The organism is Ruminiclostridium hungatei (assembly GCF_002051585.1).
In the GTDB taxonomy this organism is placed as follows: Bacteria; Bacillota; Clostridia; order Acetivibrionales; family DSM-1351; genus Ruminiclostridium; species Ruminiclostridium hungatei.
Map to the genome: position 1 here is coordinate 1 of NZ_MZGX01000040.1, position 18699 is coordinate 18699.

An 18699-nucleotide genomic window follows, 5' to 3' on the forward strand; every position below is an offset into this window, starting at 1 on the left:
ACCGCTTCTTCCTGTCCAGTAATTCATACTCATTAAAACCTGCTGTATTTTCTTTACATTTTCGCTGGTTTCGCCATATGCTGCCGGTATTATCTCAGCTTTTTCTGCTGTCTCCTGTTTTTTAGTGCTATTAAGTGCCCTTCCTTCTTCCTGTGTTGTAACTCTCTGGATAACAGTTCTTTTTGTGCCTGGAGCCTTTACTCCGTTTGTTTGTCTAATCTCTAATATACTGTCCTCAGCGTCACTCTCCGCTTTTTTACCCATTATGTCGGCTTCTTTTTCCAAATGCTCGTCAGCGCTCACATCAAGGCCCGATTTAAGCTGAAATGCTGCACTTACTCTTCCCTGCTTCTGTTGTACCGCATGCCAGCCCTCATGAGGGAGATACTTTTCCTGACCCGGCCCAATATAAATTTCGCTTCCCTGAGTATACGCCAGTGCTCCCTCCTGCTGAGGCTTATCAGAATTATAATACACCTGTACGTCAGAAAGACTGACCCTAGATAGGTTTTCCAGCCCTATTTGCAGTTTATCCGGCAAGCCCGAGCCTGGAGCAGCACTGCTTACATCCTGCTTTACCATCTGTATCGGATTCTTGGTATTGCTATCCTGTAAGCTCATATCCTCTGTATTTCCATCATACTTACTTTCAAGCTTTGGTTTTTCTGCCAAAGTAGGGTTCATGCCTTGAAGCTTTCTCTGCTGTTTGCGTTTCCTTCCTTCTTCTCTTGTTAGTGATGCCTGCCTGAATCCTACAACAGATTGCAAAAACAGAAACTCTTCGGTTGTTATAGCATCAGGATCATTGAGCAGTATCGTCATCAATATCCTGTGATCCGTTATTCTTACATTTTTCTTCTTTACGGCAGGCTTATTTTGAACAGGCTTGTTTGTCCTGCCTAAAGCCGGCTCCGGCTTTTTTACCAGCATCTTTGTCATCATGTTTGACTCACTCCTAAAATATCCATCTAGCCTCTGTTATATTAAGTAAATTTCAGGAGTGGTTTAACAGCCAAGTGATTAAAAATTTCACTTCATAAATTGATAATTAACGTACTTAAAATTTATAAGTGATACCTCTCATAGCTAATATCCCTGATATTATAATGCATATTGTTACGCTCAAGACTAATATTGGTTACTGATACACATATGAAATAGCTTCATATACAAACTCCGCAAGTCCCGGTGTCTTTTTGTCCAATTCTTCTTTATCATTCAAGTATGCCTGTGCGATTTTACGAAAAGCTGTATCATCGCAAGGAATCCACATATTTATCAACTCTCTATAAGCAGTAACCGCCTTTTTTGCCGCTAAACTCTCCGGACCATCCATCATGGCCTCGCGAAACTTTTGCATGACATCCCCGCAAAGAGAAATGAGCTTACCAAAATCCACATTCATTATATTCGAAGCGTTTTTTACAAGGGATGTACGACCCGGAAGTATGCCGCTTTTCACGACCGGAAGAAAAAATTTGCTTTCCATTAACATCCGGAGTTCATTCGCATATGCTTTCTTTACCGCTTCAAGTCTATTTTTATCAAAATCCCTCAGCATTGAAATATCAAAATCGTCATTCAATATTCGGTCAACTGACAGTATCATTTTTTGCAGTCCGGACTGTTTTTCCAAGAGAATTTGTTTATGCTGCCGCATGATCTCTTTTTCCATTTCCTTTGGATTTTCAAGCAACAACCGAATGTCGTCAAGGGAAAGTCCAAGTTCTTTATAAAATAGAATGCTCCACAACCGGCGCAAGCTCTCGTCATCATATTGGCGGTAGCCTGATTCTTTTACCTCGCTGGGCGGCAACAATCCGATTTCATCATAATATTGCAAGGTGCGGCGGCTTACGCCGGAGAGCTTACTTACTTCATTTACGCTTTTCATTGCCTTTTCTCCTCCGAAAATTTTTCAAAAAAAACCTTGACTCGAACGTAGCGTTATAGTTTATGCTCTCATTATAAGCAAAAAAACGGCGCTTTGTAAAGTAAAAAACCATGGACATAAGCGCCCCACAAAATAAGGAGTGTTTTATTTATGATGAGCAAGAATGAAAAAGCCCCAGAACTTGAGACAATTCCAAAGAGCATCATGAACATTGCTTGGATTTTAGTGCTTGGGGCAATTATGCCCCTGCTTGATTCAACAATGGTCAACATTGCTATCAGGCACTTGAGCAATGATTTCAGTATCGGACTTGATTTAATTCAATGGGTAATTACAGGTTATGTGTTAGCTATGGCAATTTCAGTACCGCTTGCAGGTTGGATGGTTCAACGTTTCAACGGTAAATGGTTAATGATAGGCGCCAATATCTTATTCTTAGCTGCTTCTATTGCTTCGGGATTTAGTTGGAATATAAATTCATTGATTATTTTCCGGGTTTTTCAGGGTTTCAGTGCCGGTTTTATTATGACATTGGTGACTACTTTGGTTATTGAAATCGCCGGAAGGGAGCGAATGGGACGTATGATGTCGACCATTGGTATCCCAACGGTCTTGGGTCCTATCCTTGGCCCGGTTATCGGGGCTGTGATTGTCCAATTCTTGTCGTGGCGTTACATTTTCTTTGTCAACATTCCCATTGGTATTCTTGCCATCTCTTTGATGATTTTGAAGCTGCCTGACTTCACGCCAGCTAATATTAAAGCCAAATTCGATTTCATTGGTATCATTTTATTGGGTGCCAGTTCAGCCGCTTTGATTTATGGGATTACTAAAGCAGCGAAGAATGCTACATTTAACAACCGCACAACGATTGGCTATGTTGCTGCTGGAGTCGCAATTTCAGCCATCTACATGATTTACGCTGCTATCAAGAAGGAACAGGCAATTCTCCCATTGCACTTGTTTAAGTTGAAAAATTTCAGCGCGGTCATGGTTGGCTTGTTCCTTGCAGGGATTGCCACCAACGGTCCGATGTTGTTATTACCTTTGTTTTTCCAAAACATTAAGGGCTTCTCGGTTTTGAGCGCCGGATTGATCTTGATTCCGCAAGGTATGGGTATGTTAGTTGCTCGTCCATTGATTGGCAAGCTGACTGATAAATTGGGTGCGCGCAATGTTGTCTTGGTAAGTTTGACATTAGCCATCCTTGGCACGATTCCATTTGTCTTCTTCAATGAGGCATCTTCACTCATTGTTGTGAGTATTGTCTTGTTTGTTCGCGGTATAGGTATCGGTGGTATCGCCATTCCCATGATGACTGATGCATATACCGGTATGGTCAAACAAGAAATTGCGCAAGCCAGTGTCGGAACCCGGCTCGTGCAAAATATTGGCGGTGCGTTCGGTTCAGCAGTGCTTGCAACGGTTGTTAGTCTTTCAATCCAAGGTAAAGCACCGACAATTCCACTCATGACCACTGCTTACCACGATGGTTTCATGTTAGCCTTAGCCCTTAGCTTGGTATTGCTCATTCCAACTTTGTTCTTAACTAACAAGAAATCTAAGAAATAATATATTCAAATGAAATGTCAGCATCAGTATCCGGCAATGCATGAATGATATGAACCAGACAGCTATAACAGCCAGTTTGCACAGACAGCCATCAATCCTTGAAATCTGCATCCTCAATCAATAAACAATACCATGCCGTCTGGTTAATCTGCTCAAACTGTTAAATAAAACTGCAATTAAAAAGAGCCAAAAATTACCCGAAATTGCCCATATCAGGCAAGCAACACCCCAGCCAAAGAAATCACCCATCATGGTTGTAAATTTGCGCCCCAACTTATCAAACATCTATGTCAGCGATGCCCTTCAAAAAGACCTTACCGTTTCGGCAAGGATTATTCGCGTTCCAGAAGTATCAATGCCGGGTCTGCAAAATGTCAGTTTTCTATCGATAATTTATCCAATCGATAGTCTTATTCTCTCTTTACCCGCTTATTTCAAGGGCCTTCTGGCCGGGGAATCTTGAGTTTTTAATTTGTTGACAGTTTACACGAAATATAGTAATATATCAAAGTAATCATATAAGAATAGTATGATTTATGCTGGTGTATAAATTTATTGGCAGGGACTGTATTGTGAATTTTGCTTAAGTCAATTACCATCTGCTGAAAGCCTATGGTTTGGGTTGAGGCTAAGCCTCCTGAAGTACAAACTCTTTAAAATCCAAACCGTTGAAATCTTTAAATAAATGCCTGAGAGCACATATTCGCCTGGAAGGCAAAGGTTTAAACCGTAATTGACTTTATGAAAGGAGCATGTTATTTTGGATTTTGATTTTATTGCAGAATACACACCTATGTATGTTACTGCAGCCGCACTTACGCTCCGGATTGCATTCTGGGGAATTGTTTTCTCCCTGGTGACAGGACTTGTTTGCAGTTTGATTCAATATTATAAAATACCTGCTTTGAAGCGGCTTATATCAGGCTATATTGAACTATCCCGGAATACGCCCTTATTGGTACAGTTGTTCTTCTTGTATTTTGGTTTGCCAAAGCTGGGTATAATGATCAGTTCTGAGGGCTGTGCCATACTTGGCCTGTCCTTTCTCGGCGGAAGCTATATGGCTGAAGCCTTCAGGAGCGGATTGGAATCAGTAGAAAAAAGTCAGGTGGAGGCGGGACTCAGCATTGGTTTACAGCACAAACAAATAATCAGGTATATTGTTTTACCCCAGGCTATCTCAGTTTCAGTACCTGCTTTTTGCGCAAACATTATATTTTTGATAAAGGAGACTTCTGTTTTCAGCGTAGTGGCACTTGCTGATTTGATGTACGTGGCAAAGGATTTAATAGGATTGTACTACAAAACTGATGAAGCACTGCTTATGCTGGTCATATCCTATTTTGTCATTCTGCTGCCGATTTCAATTATCGCGTCATTACTGGAGAGGAGGTTGCGCTATGCAGGATTTGGGCATTAGAGTTCTTTTTGAAGGAAGTAACTTTTTGCGGCTGCTGGGTGGTTTATGGATTACTGTAAAAATAGCGCTTATCTCTGTTTCCATTTCCTTTGTATTGGGAATTTTTCTTGGAATAGTGATGACCTTAAAAAATCCTGTGACAAAAGCAATTACAAGAATCTATCTGGAATTTGTACGTATCATGCCACAGTTAGTGCTGCTTTTTCTGGTTTATTTCGGTTTGACAAGAGCTTTTCAAATTAATCTTTCAGGCCAACTGTCAGCCGTAATTGTCTTTGTCGTGTGGGGAACCGCTGAAATGGGGGATCTGGTGCGGAGTGCTCTGATTTCCATATCAAAACATCAGTATGAAAGCGGAACAGCTTTAGGGCTGACCAATCTGCAGGTGTACAGGTATATAATCATTCCACAGACAGTGCGGAGGCTGCTTCCTTTATCAATAAACCTGATGACACGCATGGTCAAAACTACTTCTCTGATTGTTCTGATAGGGGTTGTAGAAGTTTTGAAGGTCGGGCAGCAAATTATTGAAGCTAACCGTTATACTGCCCCATCGGGTGCACTGTGGATTTATGGGACTATTTTCTTACTCTATTTTATTGTTTGCTTTCCCATTTCACGTTTGGCCGGCCGGCTGGAAAAACGTTGGATGAATTGACAGGAGGTTAAAATGACACAGGCACAAAAGGTGTTGGAAATTCAGCATTTAAAAAAGCAATATGGAAATGATGCGGTTTTGAAGGATATCTCCCTTGATATTCACCAGGGTGAGGTTGTGGTTATAGTAGGTCCTTCGGGTTGCGGGAAAAGTACGCTTTTGAGATGCATCAACGGACTTGAGCCAATTCAGGCAGGGGATATCCTGCTGGACGGAAAGGTGATTACCGACGGTAAAACTCAATGGAGCCAGATACGTCAAAAAATAGGCATGGTATTTCAAAACTACGACCTGTTTCCTCACATGACGGTAATAGATAACGTACTGCTTGGCCCCACAAAAGTACAGGGACGTACTAAGCAGGAAGCTGCTGCCGATGCAAAAAAGCTGCTGGAACGTGTGGGACTTCTGGATAAAACAAATTCCTATCCCCGTCAGTTATCCGGCGGACAAAAGCAAAGGGCAGCTATTGTGAGGGCTCTGATGATGGAACCCGAAATGATGCTGTTTGACGAGATCACTGCGGCGTTAGATCCTGAAATGGTACGTGAAGTACTGGATGTAGTCCTGGAATTGGCAAAGGGCGGCATGACCATGATTATTGTAACACATGAAATGCAATTTGCAAGAGCAATAGCAGATCGTATTGTCTTCATTGACAGCGGAGAAATAGTAGAAACCGGGAATCCGGAAGAATTTTTTACTCAACCAAAAACTGAGCGTGCGCGCAAGTTTTTGAATATATTTAATTATTAACAGAAAAGGGGATTTATAATGAAAAAATTAAAAAGAATTTTATCACCTATCTTAGTGCTGGTGCTTGCACTCACACTTCTTGCAGGCTGCGGAGGAACAGGCTCCTCAAGCGCCGGCTCATCAGCCGCTCAAACTTCTTCAGCCGGCACTTCCAGATCACTGGAGGATATAAAGTCAAGCGGTAAAGTTATCATCGGAGTATTCAGCGATAAGGCTCCATTTGGTTATGTAGACGAAAAAGGAGCATACCAGGGTTATGATGTTTATTTTGCAAACCGTATAGGTAAAGATCTGGGAGTGAACGTGGAATTTGTATCAGTTGAACCTGCCAGCCGTGTAGAATACTTGAAAACCGGTAAAGTAGATATTATTCTTGCAAATTTTACAGTTACTGAAGAGAGAGCTCAATCAGTAGATTTTGCACTTCCGTATATGAAGGTGGCACTTGGAGTTGTCAGCCCTGACAAGTCACTTATTACTGATGTATCCCAGCTTAATGGCAAAACCCTGATTGTTGCAAAAGGAACCACTGCCGAAACCTATTTTACTAAAAATCATCCGGAAGTAAAATTACTTAAGTTCGATCAATATACCGAAACCTATAATGCACTTTTAGATGGACGAGGAGATGCTTTTTCAACAGACAATACTGAAGTTCTTGCATGGGCTTTGCAGAACAAGGGCTTTACTGTCGGCATAGAAAGTCTTGGAGAGCTTGATACCATTGCTCCGGCTGTTCAAAAGGGAAATACCGGACTGCTCAACTGGCTCAATGATGAAATCAAAACCTTAGGTAAGGAAAACTTTTTCCACAAAGATTTTGAAGAAACCCTTGCCTCTGTTTACGGTGACGCAGTTAATCCTGACAATCTTGTAGTTGAGGGCGGAGTTGTTGAGAAATAATAAATTGGTAAAATATATCAAGGTCATTATATAAATTTTTGCATTGTAATACAAGGTAATGCAAGGATATCTGGGAAACAGATACTGAATTCCAGGCACAAATGGGACTGAATGCAGCTTTTAAACAACTGCATTCAGTCCCATTTCTATTATAAAACCCTATTTCCGATAATGTGTCTTTTCTGTTCCTTATGTAAGTCTTATTGCTCGTTGATAAGCTGTAAAATATATTTCCTTTTCATATGAAAGCTCTCGGTATATCTTGCATCATCCGAGTTTTCATTGATGAGGTCTTTTGTAAAATTCACCGGCAGATCGGCAATGATCTTTCCGGGATGCTTTGACATGACCAGTATCCGCGTGCCCAACAGCAGTGCCTCGTCTACATCATGAGTGATGAAGAATATAGTTTTGCCCGAATTCCACCATATTTTCCGGATCAAGTCCTGCATCTGTTCCCTTGTCAGTGCATCCAGAGCGCCAAAGGGTTCATCCATGAGCAGAATCTCCGGATTGTTAATGAGGGCGCTGGCAATAGCCGCACGCTGCTTCATCCCACCTGAGAGTTCATATACCTTTTTGTCTCCGAACTGCGTCAGACCGACTTTCTCAAGGTAGGTCTCCACATCTTCTCTGATTTTATTTTTCGGTACTTTTTTCATCATTGGACCGAAAGCGATGTTCTTGCGGACAGAGTACCATTCGTAGAGGGGCGGCTGCTGAAAAACAACGCCTCTATGTGAGTCAATTCCCTTAATCTCAGTCATGTTTATTTTTACATTCCCGCTGGTGGGCAGAACGAAGCCGGCAAGGATGTTGAGAAGCGTGCTCTTGCCGCAGCCGCTGGGCCCCATTACACATACGAATTCTCCCGGATAGATATTAATGTTGATATTGTCGATAGCGGGAATCGCGTCGCTTTTCTTGTCGTATACCAAAGACACACCATCCATGGAAATCAATTCATTTGCAGCTTCAAAAAAATTCTCGAACTTATTAATGTTTTCGTTATCCATACTAATTCCTGCCGCTATTCTGCCGTCATAAAACTGACCAGCTTATTTTTTAGGCATGATTAAATAATAAAACGACCTTTTGAGGCGAGATGTTTTTCGTCAAGACAAGGCGGAGAAAGGCGCAATACCGACCGTATTGCAACTGACGACAAGGTCGTATTGGCGAAGTACAGCGAAGCTTTACTTTAAAATGACCGCCTCAAAATGGAGAAGTTATTATTTAATCATGCCTTAATGCCTGTTCCACAAAAGAAGGATCTATTGCGGCCTCAAATACTTTGATATCGGGTGTTTTACTGATGTTGCCCTGTGCCTCATGGAAGTCGGCGATGGTTTTGAGTGTTTCTGCCAGCTTGCCCTTTTTACTTGCCGTGCCGAGATAATTATCCGTGAGCTGTTCTTCTCCAGAAACCCAGATGTTATCGTTGACCTGGCCCTTGGCTCCTTCTATGGCTATTCCCTCCCAGTCGGCCACATCCCTGGTGGCTTGATCAGGATTTGTCTTAACCAGGTTATACGTGCTGATCAGTGCTTTGACGTACTGGCTGACCAGGGTAGGATACTTCTCGGCGAACTCAGTTCTGGCAATACCGATCTCCGGGATGGTGACACCCTTCGCTGCCAGATCGCCGTCATTGATGACAATCGTGCCATCCTTTACTATTTCATCCAGCGCAGGGCTCCATATATACGCAGCGTCAATATCTCCTCGTTTCCATGCAGCCACAATGTCCTGTCCGCCCATATCAAGCAGCTTCACGTCATTGGCACTAAGACCGTTCAGTTCTAAAGCGTTAAGCAGCGCATAATGGGATGTGGTTCCGAACGGTGCGGCGATGGTCTTACCCTTCAGGCCGGCTACATCCTTTATGCCCAGTTTGTTTTTAACAGCCAGAGCTTCAATATTTCCACCTTCTATATAGGACACGAAAACTGCCTTGTAGCTGATTTTGTTGGCGATGCCAAGAGCAATGGGCGATGAACCAAAAGAGGCAACATCTACATCACCTGATACAACAGCGTTGTTAATCGCCGTACCCGCTGCATAAGTGACGGCATTGACCTTGATATCGATACCGCTGAAATAATTCTCTTTAATTAGAATGGCGGACTCAGGACCGCCTTCAATAACACCGATGTTGATTACTTCCGGATATTTTTCCCCGGTGACAGGATCCTTGGTTTTATCCGTTGTTGATGGTTCAGCATCTGCTGAGGTTTCTGCCGAGGCTACCGTTGAGGGTGTCACCTCGTTGGCCGGCTTTGCGCCGCACGCCAACAACTGGCTTCCCAAAATCAAGATCAAGACTGCTGCTAATATTTTTTTTACCGATTTCATTTCAATGACCTCCTGTTTTTAATTTTTCCCTTTCCAAAAAACAATTCTCTTTTCCAAGTACAGCAATATTTTGTCCAGCAGAATCCCGGTAATTCCCATGATGATAATGCCTACAAATATGACGTCGCTGCGCAGATATTTGCTGGCATCCAGAACCATCCAGCCGATGCCTGATACAGCGGCAACCATTTCCGCAGCAACAGAGGTTGCGTATGCACTGCTCATAGCGTTTCTCAAACCAACGAAGATATCCGGCAGGGAGGATGGCAAAATAACATGGAAAAAGATTTGCCGGCGATTTGCGCCCAATGTCCTGGCTCTGTTGATATAATCCTGTTTTACACGTGTCACACCAGCAACACAAGAAACATATATCGGAGCAAAAGCACCGAGAAACAGCAAAAATATCTTGGAGCTGTCACCGATACCCATCCACAGGATAATGATGGTGTAATATCCCAGTGGCGGAAGCGGGCGTATAAATGCAATGATTGGTTCAAATACTGCACGTATCTTGTCGGAGTACCCGCTCAGCAATCCTAATGGAATGGCCGTTACGACAGCAAATATGTATGCAATCATAAGCCTTCTCAAGCTGGCCAGCAAATGTGCCCACAAAGTGTGACCTTTATAGCCCTTCTGCAGAAGATCCAAAAGTGTGTTCCACATCTCGGCCGGAGAGGGGATAATTATGCTTGAAATCCTGTGATTCCAAGTCAAGATCATCCACAAACCCAGGAAAACGACACCGGTTAAAATACTCACAATGTATTTTTTACTGATTCTATTAATTATCTGCCCCTCCAATCCATATTAAATATATATGTTTTATATACATTTACTTTAACTCAAAACCGCTAAATAAGGAATACCCTTTCGTTTCATATGGGGTATTGAATATTTTCATAGCTCACATCCCTTGTTTTTCCGGCCAAATCCTATGACCATAAAAACACCTGCAGACAGTATGACTATGCTCAATGCTTCATATGCCGTGGGCAGTTTTTTGAAAATGAGAATACTCAGCAGTATTGACCAGATAATATATGTAATGTTCATGGACATGGCCTTTGACGGGCCGGTCACGCTGATGGACTTGTAATAGAGCAGATAGGAACCTGTCTCCAGCAGGGCCGTCAGGAAAAGGAGAAGGATGATCCGGTTTGACAAAATGTGTCCGGTAAAGCTCCAGGCATTGAGCATGGGCAGAAACACAACCGCATAACACAGAAAGGATGTCCCTTGCCTGATTTGCAGCGCAGCTTCAAAGGGTATGCTGCCATGTTTCATTCCATAGGATGAGAGCACCGCTTCCAGGCTCCAGAACAGCGCACAGGCAAAAGCTGGTATATAATTGACGGCATGTCCGCTATTTCCCCACGGCAGGCCGACCATGCCAATGACACCGGCTGCACTCATAAGAATACCCGCCATTTGTTTTCCGGACAATGCTTCATGCAGGAACAGCCGGGCTAAAATCGAACCGACCACCGGATAAAGAGCTGAAATAACAGCCGTATCCGTGACTCCCACACATCTGATTGACAGAACATAGGCACCCATTCCTAAAGGTCCGCCGCACAAGCCGCTGAGTAACAGCAACTTTCCCTGCCTGCTTTTCAGTAACGTTAGGACATTGCTGCCTCTGAAAGGTCTGTATGATTTCCGGAATACTAATAGCCAGACGCCCGATATAGCGTCATTTAGAAAAGCGCCCACAACAGGCGCAAGAAAAACTGCCTGAGAGGACTGTGTGAAGATTCCTGCAGCCAATACGAGTGAAAGTATAACGGTCTGCACCGCCCACAGAAATCCTGACCCCAAACCATACAACAATGCTTTTTCCTCCGTCTGATTTTATAATGCATTGATTAAAAAGCCGATAAATTGACTTGTAAAATTTTTTGGCTGTAGAAAAATTTTATCGCCTCGTTATATTTTGATTTCTTTGACCATTTTTTTGATTATATCCAGCACAATCTTATCAATCTTGTTTGGTTTGTATTTCATACTTTCTACATATCCCACCTCAAACTCCAGATTTTTGTCTGAGATAGGCAGCCGTCTGATCAGGCCACTCTGGATATACACATCATTTCCAGACATGTATTTCGGAAAAAAAGCTACATAATGATTGTGAATGATCATACTTTTGATGGAGTCCAGACTGTCAGTCCGGAATATGACGTTGGGTAACTTGTCGGTCCCAATCATATTTGTCAGGCCGCCGTTATATCTTCTGAATTCATCACGGTAGGCCACATAAGGCTCTTTCACCAGCTCTCCGTATGTGATGCTGTCTCTGTCCCAGTAAGGGGAGTTTTTTCCCACATAGAGCATGTATTCATCACAAAACAACGGCGAATATTTGAGATCGGTATTGCGCTCCAGTTCCCCGTAATTGATCAGTATTCCGATTTCTGAAATTCCTGATGATACGTCGTGAGCAACCTGACTGCTTTCGGCGGTTGTTACCGACAGGATGATGTCTGCCGTATGCTCTTTCAGTCTCTGGATTGTTTTCGGTATTATCCAGTCGCAAATGCACGGAATGCTGGTAATATTGACCTCTCCGGCATTGAGCTGTTCTTTTGTCACTTGAACAATTTCGCCCACCGATTTAAAAATGTCCTCCGTTTTTTGAAGGACAATCTCCCCCAATTGAGTCGGCGTTACACCGGCGTTTGTCCTTTTCAACAGTTCAATCCCAAGTTCCTTTTCCAGGTTGACAATGGAGTAACTGACGGAGGACTGTGACATATAGTTTTTCTCGGCAGCAATTGAAATTGAATTATACTTGACAGCTTCTTTAAATAAATGTAGCTGCTCGAATTTCATACGCATCCTCTTTCACAATTTCTATTATTCCTATATGTTTAATATACATTTATTTTTAATATACGTCAACAGCTTTCTGAAATGGTTCAGCGGGGATTCTCCTCTTGGCTACTATCGTTATTTTCGATATCCGGTATGATTATTTTGTACTGTCCATAAAGTTGCGAATCCATTATTATAGTTTTTAGATATGTATAGTATGATTTTAATAAGAACTTGTTTAGTATTTGCTTGCTTGGTATTTTGAGTGGATTTAACGCAGCATGGCGCAAAATCCGCCTAAATGGCAGTGCAATGAAATACTAAACAGGTTCTAAGGAGGTCGAAATGAACAGGGAATCCCGAACTAAAAAATTGATTGTTCTAGGTATAGACGGAATGGACCCAATGATTACAAAAAGACTGGTTGATGAAGGACGGCTGCCTCATATAAAGCGCTATCTCGCACTGGGTTCCTCGAGAAAAGAGCTGGATATGCTTGGGGCTCATCCCACGATTACTCCGCCCTGCTGGACAACGCTGGCAACGGGCGCATACCCGGGTACCCACGGTATCACCTGTTATTGGCGGCAATCTCCCCAGAGCCTGGATGCTGTGGTGTATAACATGGATTCAAGAAACTGCAAAGCCGAACAGTTATGGAACGTTACAGCGGAGGCAGGCCTCAAAACCCTGGTCTGGCACTGGCCCGGCTCATCCTGGCCGCCAAGCTCCAAGAGTCCGCTGCTCCATGTGGTTGACGGTACCCAGCCAGGCTCTGTCAATATGGGAGTGGCACAGATGGATTGGGAGAAGGTCCTCTATGCCTCCTCTGAAACAAAAAAACTGAAATTCATCCCCCATACACAAAAAGCTGCCGGCGTGGGCTGCAACATCACCGATATCAGTGAAGTTTTATCATCAGGGGATGATGATACGGATGAAATGATGGAACTTTGGTGGGGTGATGAAGCAAGAAAAGGCGGAGAAATAAGAACTTATGTGAACACATTGGACGATACCGAAATGATGATAGGGGCCAAGGTGGCATATGACATGATTTTTTCTCCTATCAAACAGGCAAATGGCTGGAAATCATCACCGGATGACGCACTGGAATTCACGCTGCTGATTTCAGCCGGCAAGGAAAGCCGCTTTGGTCTCATCACAAAAAACAACCGGGGTGTATATGACTCGGTATCACTTTACCGCTCAAAGGAGGACACCAAACCCTTTGCAGTTCTGGAAAAAGGCAAAATGACCTCAGGCATCATTGACAACGCGACAAAAAAAGGGGTGACGAAGCCATGCTGCCGCTCCTATAAAATTCTTGATCTGGGCCCGGACGGAACGGAGTTGCGCCTGTGGGTCAGTAATGCGCTGGATACCACCAACAATATGCTCTGGCACCCGGTAACCTTGCTGGATAAAATTATCGGAAACGTGGGGTATATACCGCCCGTCAGCCTCATCGGAGGTGAAGATTCCGAACTTGTGGATAAGGTTTTCGAACCGTCGTGGGATATCTACTGCAAATGGCAGGCCGATTCCCTGAACTATCTGCTGGATTACGAAAATTATGACGTGGTATTCAGCCATCTCCATAATGTGGACTGTGCCGGGCATCAGATCTGGCATCTGGGAAAAACACTGGAACCATGGAAACACACCGACGAAAAAGTCAATCAGGAAATCATTGACCGCTTCTATGAACAGACAGACAGGTATCTCGGCCGCTTCCTGCACTATTTGGATGAAGGATACACGATTTTGATTGTTTCGGATCACGGGCTGCTGGTAGGTGAAAACGTGCCCCCGATTCTCGGTGAATATGCCGGCGTAAATACCAGAATCATGGAGGAGCTGGGCTATACTGTTCTTAAAAAGGACAGCGCCGGAAATTCCATAAACGAAATCGATTGGGACAAAACGAGGGCAGTTCAGATCCGCAGCAACTATATCTACATCAATGTAAAGAACCGGGATAAATACGGTATCGTTGATCCTGAAAATAAATATGACCTGGAGGAGCAGATCATCTCCGACTTGTATAATTACAGGGATGACCGCACCGGAAAGCGTGTAGTCGGCATTGCCCTCAGGAATAAGGATGCCGTGCTGCTCGGAACTAACGGCCCGGAGTGCGGTGATATTTTCTTCACTGTTGAAGAGGGCTTCAACCGCCTGCACGGAGACGGACTGACCACGGCCCAGGGCTATTACAACACCTCGGTTTCACCCATCTTTATTGCTGCCGGACCGGGCATCAAGAGCGGCTTTACCACAGACCGCGTCATCCGTCAGGTAGATGTAACTCCCACCATGGCTGTGCTGCTGGGCACAAGAATACCGGCACAATGCGAAGGTGCGCCCATCTATCAGATTCTCGCCGATGAACTGTGAGGTATATCCATAGGCTTGCTCTATAAAAGGCAACAAGGATAATGGACGTATTATAACTGGCATTCCACGGACGGAACATTGCATTACGTCCGTGGAACAATTTAAATTCAAAAATGCATTTATGGCTTTAAATGGCTTACTGTCGCTTCTGGTGGAATATCCTTTGTATCTTTACAGGATTTACGTTCCGCCTTTGCAGCAGAGTTATGGATTGCACAACATCCTAGGCCTGTTGAGTTTATTTCAATCCTATTTATTATTCCACAATAACTTAAAATATCACCTTCAATTAATTTTATCTACATACAATTAATTTTATCTACATATTGCGCTTTCTTGAAAAATTCTACATATTCTTAATTGAAAGGCCTTCTGAAAAAGCATTTGAGTACTAGTACCCTTCCTATGGACAGGAAGGGAAGTATATAATGTAAATCCCCTGAATTATCCTCATTGCGATGAACGATAAAAACAATATTATTTGGTATATTGTGGAAAATATAACAATATTAATCAGCATTATGGTATTTATTGTATAATTTGTATATAGAAGTAATTATATGCTTATGATAGTATAATATACATAAAAAACATTTAAGGAGGATTTTTATTTATGAAAAGAAAGCTATTATCACTTGCTCTAGTTCTTGTTATGGTTTTTACAGTAAACATAAGTGCTTTTGCAACAACTTACAGTGGTAACATTTCCAACATCGGCCATATCACAGGCTCCAACGTAATACCCAATTATGACTCGGTAGAATACACCTTCTATCTTTCTCAGGACTCCTATTATGATGCAAAGTTATACATTCCTATAGGCTATGGTCTAGAATTAAGAAACTCCCAGCAGCAGACCGTAAGTTATGTTGAGTCAGACGGAACTTTGGCTGAAATCACCAAAAATTCAATACCTGCAGGCATATACAAACTGGTGATATGGTGCACATCGGGTCATGATACCGGTACATACAACATATATCAGTCCACAAGTATTCAGACAGATAACATAACCAATAAGAGCACAGTTTATCAAACTGCAAATATTCCTTCTTACACTGCAAAGGAATATACCTTCTATGTATCAAATACAGGGGCTTACAACGCTCAGTTAATTATTCCTGACGGCTATGGTCTGGAATTAAGAAACTCCCAGCAGCAGACCATAAGGTATGATGACTCAGACAGTACAGGAGCAACAATTAGCGTGACAAGCCTGCCGGCTGGAGTTTATAAGCTTATCGTATGGGCAACAAGCGGTTCAGGCTCTGTATCCTATACTATCAATCAGAGTGCAAACTGGTAAGAATTAAAATTTCAAAATATTATAAAAAGGCCGATTTCGTTATAACGGAGTCGGCTTTTTGCTAAATAAAAAAGTAATTAATGAGGTTCATTGAGGGTTGGCATATATTAATAATATGCGTAAATATAGAATATTTATCAGATTTTTCGTCCTAATGATGATACTTATTTTGGACATTAATATTTACAGTAAGATTATACCATCCGCAATAACTCTAATGCTCTTTTATAAAGCAGGTCAAATTCGCAACCGCAGTTTCCACAATCTTTGTCTGCCTGTTCAACGGTTTCCAATAATTCAATCGTTGTGAATCTATTTAAGTAGTGAAATGTTTCGAGCGGAAAACAAACGGCTAACAGAGGAGCAACGCTATGTAGAGCGAATGACTCATAGTATTCCTTTTCCAGAAATAAAAAAGATAGCATACTTTAAAAATCACATTTGGTGATTGTAAATAAAACAGGAAATAGCTATAGTGTAAGCAGAAAGTAAATCTGAACCACATCAAGGGATATCTCTGTCCAATTAAATCCTACAGCAAAGTTACGCTATCTCAAGTCTCTGAGAGATTGGAAACAGGTTCTAAATATGATAAAATAAGCAAAGTGGTGTACCACTAAGAGGTCAAAAAAACAGCAATATAAAAGTTGGGGGGATATGGATGGCAACTATCGCTCTGTATGCGGGCAAAATAAACCAAATGCCCGGGCTGATCAAAGATGTCAAGAAGTCTGTGATAGATTATAAATCTGAATTGGCTACGCTGAAAAACAAGACTTTGTCGATCAACAAAAGCGTGTGCAATTTGGACGATGTTATCAATTCCATACAAACCTCTACCAAAACACAAGATGATAAAATAGCATCGCTTGAGACGTTTAGCCAGAACAGCGAACAATTCATCGCCGGTGCCGCTCGAATTGACGGCGCAGTGGCCGATTTGATCAATCAGCGCAAGGATGATTTTTTTGAGAAATACTACTATCTCAAGCCGGAATGCGAGAAAAACGGCTGGGAGAAGTTCTGCGATGGGGTGGCTTCTGTCGGAGAATGGTGTAAAGAACACTGGAAGCTGATCGTCGTTGTTGTGTTGGTTGTTGTTGCTATCGTTGTAATTGTCTGCACAGCCGGAACAACACTTTCCATACTTATCATGTGGGCAAAAACGGCGTGTTAGTGCACAATGCGGATTATTCTGGCGATCTTAAAAAAGTAGATAGTCCCGATCCAGCAGCGGATAAACTTGCAGAACGAATCAATGGAGAATCCCGGGTTAGATTTTCAAACGATACAACTGGCAGAGAATTTGATGCTATAAGTGACAGGTATATAGCTCAAAGCAAACCTGCTGATTTTAAGTTGGGTTCATCGTTCCGAAATCAGGCAAAGGCTACATTTGAAGCGGCAAGCCAAAATGGAAAGCAACCTTATTTCCATTTTGAAGGTTCCCCATCTTCGAGTGTTCTCAGTAAAATTGCGGAATATGCATTTCGATATGGCATAGAACCAATTATAGACATAACGCCGTTATTTTAGAAAGGAAGGTATTTATGGTTGAATTGCATGGTTGGGCACTAATCAGAGAAAATTTCACAACAGACAATGAAGATGTAAACTTAGAACAAATTATTAACCACCTTGTCCAAGAAATTGAAAAATTGGACATAGACAAAACATTGCTTCAAATTGTTTACAGCAACGGTGAAGCAAGTCTAACAGCAACAAAATTCACAAATCATTTTTCAGATGATATCAAGAATATTGTTGGTTTATTTGAACGGATAGCGACATTAGCACCTGGTTCGTATGGTTTGTTATATTTACGAAATGATGAAGATACAGATGGGTTCAACAATGCTTTTCAAGTGTTCGTTTTGTCAAGGGGAATACTTAAATTGCAACAAGATCCGTTTCTTTCCCCTTATTGCCCGACAGTGGAAGACGAAGACTGACATAGAATAATGTTACCTTAGGTGCATAAAGATTCTGAAGTGCAGAGAGTGTGAAATAAAGTCTGTAAATCCAGTTTTCTATGATAAAATTAAAAATCATAGGAAGCTGGATTTTTTATGGCTAAGAAAAAAATCGCAATGACAGAAGGTAAAAGAAACATCATAGCATCCCTGCTCCAGGAATATGATATCAAAACTGCTGAGGATATTCAGGAGGCTTTAAAAGACTTATTGGGCGGTACAATCCAAAACATGCTTGAAGCTGAACTGGACAATCACCTCGGATATGAACCATACGAAAGGTCAGAAAACACAAATTCCCGTAATGGTAAGAAGCAAAAATCAATTAAAAGCTCGTATGGAGAAATGGAAATTGATGTTCCCCAAGACAGAGAAAGCTCATTTGATCCACAGTTGGATGGGCGCATTGAAATTTCCAACAATCGTGCCGAAAATGCCATCAGGCCTTATGTCACAGGTAGAAAGAACTGGCTCTTTGCCGATACAACCCGTGGAGCCAAAGCCAGTGCCATTGTGGCTCTGTGAGATTTTTTCTGTAAATCGCTCTCTGTGACGATAGCAAAATTGGTTTTTGGAGCCAGAGGTGCAGAAACCAGCCACCGCGAAGCGGCGTGGCCTTGATTACGCTCTTGGCAAATGCTA

Annotated in this window: 17 protein-coding genes and 1 pseudogene; 11 read left to right on the forward strand and 7 right to left on the reverse strand. The window is 42.3% G+C overall.

Annotation, left to right across the window (positions count from 1 at the left end):
• On the reverse strand, window positions 1–942 hold a 942-nt coding region (locus tag CLHUN_RS20900), incomplete at its 3' end, for an eCIS core domain-containing protein (RefSeq protein WP_117387094.1).
• A gap of 196 nt (window positions 943–1138) precedes the next feature.
• Complete coding sequence (locus CLHUN_RS20905; RefSeq protein WP_080066633.1) at window positions 1139–1894, reverse strand: MerR family transcriptional regulator; 756 nt, start codon at window positions 1892–1894, stop codon at window positions 1139–1141.
• 150 nt (window positions 1895–2044) lie between these two features.
• Between CLHUN_RS20905 and CLHUN_RS20910 the strand changes: the two genes are divergently transcribed.
• The 5 genes from CLHUN_RS20910 (at window position 2045) to CLHUN_RS20935 (ending at window position 7203) form a co-directional block, all read left to right on the forward strand.
• A complete protein-coding gene (locus CLHUN_RS20910) occupies window positions 2045–3466 on the forward strand; it encodes an MDR family MFS transporter (protein WP_080066634.1) in 1422 nt (473 codons plus the stop codon).
• A 760-nt stretch (window positions 3467–4226) separates the two neighbouring features.
• Complete coding sequence (locus tag CLHUN_RS20920; protein WP_080066635.1) at window positions 4227–4886, forward strand: amino acid ABC transporter permease; 660 nt, start codon at window positions 4227–4229, stop codon at window positions 4884–4886.
• Window positions 4867–5544 carry an amino acid ABC transporter permease gene (locus CLHUN_RS20925; RefSeq protein WP_080066636.1) on the forward strand — a complete coding sequence of 226 codons (678 nt, stop codon included), beginning with the start codon at window positions 4867–4869 and terminating at the stop codon, window positions 5542–5544. Before CLHUN_RS20920 ends, CLHUN_RS20925 begins: the two co-directional genes overlap by 20 nt.
• Before the next feature lie 12 nt (window positions 5545–5556).
• Window positions 5557–6300 (forward strand): amino acid ABC transporter ATP-binding protein, encoded by a 744-nt coding sequence (locus CLHUN_RS20930; protein WP_080066637.1) that lies wholly within the window; start codon window positions 5557–5559, stop codon window positions 6298–6300.
• An 18-nt stretch (window positions 6301–6318) separates the two neighbouring features.
• Window positions 6319–7203, forward strand: a complete 885-nt coding sequence (locus CLHUN_RS20935; protein ID WP_080066638.1) for a cysteine ABC transporter substrate-binding protein — start codon at window positions 6319–6321, stop codon at window positions 7201–7203.
• A 200-nt stretch (window positions 7204–7403) separates the two neighbouring features.
• Here the strand turns inward: CLHUN_RS20935 and CLHUN_RS20940 are convergent, their stop codons facing one another.
• From CLHUN_RS20940 to CLHUN_RS20960, 5 genes are all read right to left on the reverse strand, one after another.
• Entirely contained in the window at window positions 7404–8219 is an 816-nt protein-coding gene (locus CLHUN_RS20940; protein WP_080066639.1) for an ABC transporter ATP-binding protein, read from the reverse strand.
• Window positions 8220–8439: 220 nt separating this feature from the next.
• Complete coding sequence (locus CLHUN_RS20945; protein WP_080066640.1) at window positions 8440–9558, reverse strand: taurine ABC transporter substrate-binding protein; 1119 nt, start codon at window positions 9556–9558, stop codon at window positions 8440–8442.
• Between the two features lie 18 nt (window positions 9559–9576).
• Window positions 9577–10284 carry an ABC transporter permease subunit gene (locus CLHUN_RS20950; RefSeq protein WP_080066641.1) on the reverse strand — a complete coding sequence of 236 codons (708 nt, stop codon included), beginning with the start codon at window positions 10282–10284 and terminating at the stop codon, window positions 9577–9579.
• Window positions 10285–10461: 177 nt separating this feature from the next.
• On the reverse strand, window positions 10462–11394 hold the full coding sequence (locus CLHUN_RS20955; RefSeq protein ID WP_080066642.1) for a DMT family transporter: 933 nt from the start codon (window positions 11392–11394) through the stop codon (window positions 10462–10464).
• 96 nt (window positions 11395–11490) lie between these two features.
• A complete protein-coding gene (locus CLHUN_RS20960; protein ID WP_165755816.1) occupies window positions 11491–12396 on the reverse strand; it encodes a LysR family transcriptional regulator in 906 nt (301 codons plus the stop codon).
• A 327-nt stretch (window positions 12397–12723) separates the two neighbouring features.
• On the opposite strand from CLHUN_RS20960, the gene CLHUN_RS20965 reads away from it, so the two are divergent.
• The 6 genes and pseudogenes from CLHUN_RS20965 to CLHUN_RS20995 form a co-directional block, all read left to right on the forward strand.
• Window positions 12724–14778, forward strand: a complete 2055-nt coding sequence (locus tag CLHUN_RS20965; RefSeq protein WP_080066644.1) for an alkaline phosphatase family protein — start codon at window positions 12724–12726, stop codon at window positions 14776–14778.
• Window positions 14779–15391: 613 nt separating this feature from the next.
• A complete protein-coding gene (locus CLHUN_RS20970; RefSeq protein WP_080066645.1) occupies window positions 15392–16084 on the forward strand; it encodes a hypothetical protein in 693 nt (230 codons plus the stop codon).
• 661 nt (window positions 16085–16745) lie between these two features.
• Complete coding sequence (locus CLHUN_RS20980) at window positions 16746–17261, forward strand: hypothetical protein (protein WP_080066647.1); 516 nt, start codon at window positions 16746–16748, stop codon at window positions 17259–17261.
• On the forward strand, window positions 17261–17620 hold the full coding sequence (locus tag CLHUN_RS20985) for a restriction endonuclease fold toxin (RefSeq protein ID WP_207559196.1): 360 nt from the start codon (window positions 17261–17263) through the stop codon (window positions 17618–17620). Before CLHUN_RS20980 ends, CLHUN_RS20985 begins: the two co-directional genes overlap by 1 nt.
• 14 nt (window positions 17621–17634) lie before the next feature.
• Window positions 17635–18036, forward strand: a complete 402-nt coding sequence (locus CLHUN_RS20990) for an Imm7 family immunity protein (protein WP_080066649.1) — start codon at window positions 17635–17637, stop codon at window positions 18034–18036.
• 138 nt (window positions 18037–18174) lie between these two features.
• A pseudogene (locus tag CLHUN_RS20995) lies at window positions 18175–18573 on the forward strand (transposase); the annotation flags it as partial.
• Window positions 18574–18699: the final 126 nt, after the last annotated feature.